The sequence below is a fragment of the Pseudarthrobacter sp. MDT1-22 genome (assembly GCF_054511035.1).
Genome location: NZ_JBTNDK010000064.1, coordinates 1 through 3,227 on the forward strand (window position 1 = coordinate 1; position 3,227 = coordinate 3,227).

3 protein-coding genes are annotated in these 3,227 nt (G+C 63.7%); 2 read left to right on the forward strand and 1 reads right to left on the reverse strand.

Features of this window, described 5'->3' with window-relative positions; all coding sequences use genetic code 11:
• The first annotated feature begins 152 nt into the window (after positions 1 to 152).
• Positions 153 to 518: a PxKF domain-containing protein gene (locus ACX80M_RS20865; RefSeq protein ID WP_459310369.1), complete on the forward strand. Its 366-nt coding sequence runs from the start codon at positions 153 to 155 to the stop codon at positions 516 to 518.
• A 15-nt stretch (positions 519 to 533) separates the two neighbouring features.
• Here ACX80M_RS20865 and ACX80M_RS20870 read toward each other — a convergent pair whose 3' ends face one another.
• Positions 534 to 1,013: an anthrone oxygenase family protein gene (locus tag ACX80M_RS20870; RefSeq protein WP_252601717.1), complete on the reverse strand. Its 480-nt coding sequence runs from the start codon at positions 1,011 to 1,013 to the stop codon at positions 534 to 536.
• A 155-nt stretch (positions 1,014 to 1,168) separates the two neighbouring features.
• Between ACX80M_RS20870 and ACX80M_RS20875 the strand changes: the two genes are divergently transcribed.
• The coding region (locus ACX80M_RS20875; protein ID WP_459310371.1) for an ATP-dependent Clp protease ATP-binding subunit at positions 1,169 to 3,227 on the forward strand (2,059 nt) is incomplete at its 3' end.

The following is a 3,227-nucleotide window of genomic DNA, read 5'->3' on the forward strand; positions in this document are numbered from 1 at the left end:
CCGAAACCCGTTACCCGGGCACGGACCGGATCCTACGATTCGAAATCAAAAACAAAGAAACGTCACTCAAAAACTAAATCGCTGTGTCCAGAGTCCTGAGGCCGCGATGACGGCGCTTTCGCGGAATTGCTTGGCTACCAGGACAGTTCGCCGTGGGCCAGCCGCGTTGGCCGTTCCGCGGGTTCCTGCAGCCGGTGGATAACGGCGGCACCCTGAACGCCATGAAGGCAGGCGCTGCCGCGCCCATCAAGTTCGGGGTCGGCGGGAACCGGGGGCTGGATATCCTGGCGACGGGAGCACCGTCGTCGTCCGCTATAGCGCGCCCCGGCGGCACCGCGCCGGACGAAGTGGAGCAGACTGTCGCCGCGGGAGGCAGTTCGCTGAGCTACGCGGCCGGCTCCGATACCTACACCTACGTGTGGAAAACCCAGAAAGACTGGGCAGGGACGTGCCGGCAATTCACACTGGGACTGAACGACGGGACAACACACACGGCGCTGTTCGACTTCCGGAAGTAGCGCGCTGTTGCAATCTCACGGCTGACCCAACGCTGCCCAGGCAACGCTGAGCGCGACCAGTGCGGCCAGCGACAGCCAGGTGCGGTGGATGTTCCACCGGGTCCACCGGCGTTCGAACGATTTTCTGGCGGCCGCGGCATCTCCAGACGCGGCCGCCAGGTCCAGAGCGTTATTCAAGGGGATGTTCGCGGCGAAGGTGATGACCAGCGTGGCCGTGTAGCAGGCCAGGGAAACAGAGAGGGGGAGTGCGCTGGCAAGCCCGTCGGCCCACGAAAAGGCTGCCGAGCCCGCCAATGCGAGGAAGGCGCCGACAAAGCTCAGCGCGAACACCGGATTCTGGATGGCGGTATTGATCCCGGACATGGCACTGACAAATGTCGCATCATCGGTGGCGCGCAGCCCCGGCATCACCGAGCAGGCGTAGGAGTAGTAGAGCCCGCCAATCCCGGCGAGGGCTACGGTCGCGGCGGTCATGAGCAGGGTGATGACTTCCATGACGTTTCTCCTTGCTAGAGGTTCTTGCATTGATCCAAGCGGTGCAGGGTGACGGGAGGTTGAACACGTCATGTTTCCCCTGTGGCGAACACGCTCCCCAAGTGGGGGTCCGCCACGTAGCATCAAAGTACGTCGTAGCTAGGAGTGTGGCGAAAATGTTTGAGCGATTTACGGACCGTGCCCGTCGCGTAGTTGTGCTTGCCCAAGAAGAGGCACGCATGCTGAACCACAATTACATTGGTACCGAACACATCCTCTTGGGTCTGATCCATGAAGGTGAAGGCGTTGCCGCCAAAGCTCTTGAGTCCTTGAGCATTTCGCTCGACGGCGTGCGCGAACAGGTACAGGAGATCATCGGCCAGGGCCAGCAGGCCCCATCCGGCCACATCCCCTTCACCCCGCGCGCCAAGAAGGTGCTGGAACTCTCGCTGCGGGAAGCCCTGCAGCTGGGCCATAACTACATCGGCACGGAGCACATCCTGCTGGGCCTCATCCGCGAGGGTGAGGGTGTGGCCGCCCAGGTGCTGGTCAAGCTCGGCGCAGACCTTAACCGCGTCCGCCAGCAGGTCATTCAGCTCCTCTCCGGCTACCAGGGCAAGGAGACTACCGGCGCCGGCGTCGGTCCAGGCCAGCCCGAGGGCACTCCCGCCGGTTCCGTGGTCCTGGACCAGTTCGGCCGCAACCTCACGCAGGCTGCGCGCGAGAACAAGCTGGACCCGGTGATCGGACGCGAGTCCGAGATGGAACGCGTTATGCAGGTCCTGTCGCGCCGCACCAAGAACAACCCTGTCCTGATCGGTGAGCCCGGCGTCGGCAAGACCGCCGTCGTCGAAGGCCTCGCCCAGGCGATTGTCCGCGGCGACGTCCCGGAAACCATCAAGGACAAGCAGCTGTACACCCTGGACCTCGGTTCACTCGTGGCCGGCTCCCGGTACCGCGGTGACTTCGAAGAGCGCCTGAAGAAGGTCCTGAAGGAAATCCGCACCCGCGGCGACATCATCCTCTTCATCGACGAGATCCACACGCTTGTGGGTGCCGGTGCGGCCGAGGGTGCGATCGATGCTGCGTCCATCCTGAAGCCCATGCTGGCCCGCGGTGAACTGCAGACCATCGGTGCCACCACCTTGGATGAGTACCGCAAGCACATCGAGAAGGATGCCGCGCTTGAGCGCCGCTTCCAGCCGATCCAGGTCAAGGAGCCCTCCGTCGCGCACGCGATCGAGATCCTCAAGGGCCTGCGTGACCGCTACGAGGCGCACCACCGCGTCACCATCACCGACGGCGCCCTCGCGTCGGCCGCGAACCTCTCCGAGCGCTACATCTCGGACCGCTTCCTGCCGGACAAGGCCATCGACCTGATCGATGAGGCCGGTGCCCGGTTGCGCATCCGCCGGATGACCGCTCCGCCGGAGCTGAAGGCCATGGATGAGCGGATCGCCAAGCTGAAGATGGAGAAGGAATCCGCCATCGACGCGCAGGACTTCGAAGGCGCCGCTTCGCTCCGGGACAAGGAGCAGAAGCTCATTACCGAGCGCTCCGAGAAGGAACGCCACTGGAAGTCCGGCGGTATGGATGACATTTCCGAGGTGGATGAGGATCTCATCGCCGAGGTATTGGCCAACTCCACCGGCATCCCGGTCTTCAAGCTGACCGAGGAAGAGTCCACGCGCCTGCTGAAGATGGAAGACGAACTGCACAAGCGTGTGGTGGGCCAGAACGAGGCCATCAGGTCCCTGTCCCAGGCAATCCGCCGTACCCGTGCAGGCCTGAAGGACCCCAAGCGTCCGGGCGGCTCGTTCATCTTCGCCGGCCCCACCGGCGTCGGCAAGACCGAGCTCGCCAAGGCCCTGGCCGAATTCCTGTTCGGTGACGAGGACGCCCTCATCACGCTGGACATGTCCGAGTACTCGGAGAAGCACACCGTTTCACGGCTCTTCGGTGCCCCTCCGGGCTATGTCGGCTACGAAGAGGGTGGCCAGCTCACCGAGAAGGTCCGCCGTCGTCCGTTCTCCGTGGTCCTGTTCGACGAAGTGGAGAAGGCGCACGCTGACCTCTTCAACTCACTCCTGCAGATCCTGGAAGACGGCCGCCTGACCGACTCCCAGGGCCGCGTGGTGGACTTCAAGAACACCGTGATCATCATGACCACAAACCTGGGCACCCGGGACATCTCCAAGAGCGTGGCCACCGGCTTCCAGTCCGGCACAGACACGC

What these genes read in the sequence shown, in the direction of transcription:
- ACX80M_RS20870 (WP_252601717.1), bottom strand. Translation starts at nt 1,013, where the DNA reads ATGGAAGTCATCACCCTGCTCATGACCGCCGCGACCGTAGCCCTCGCC.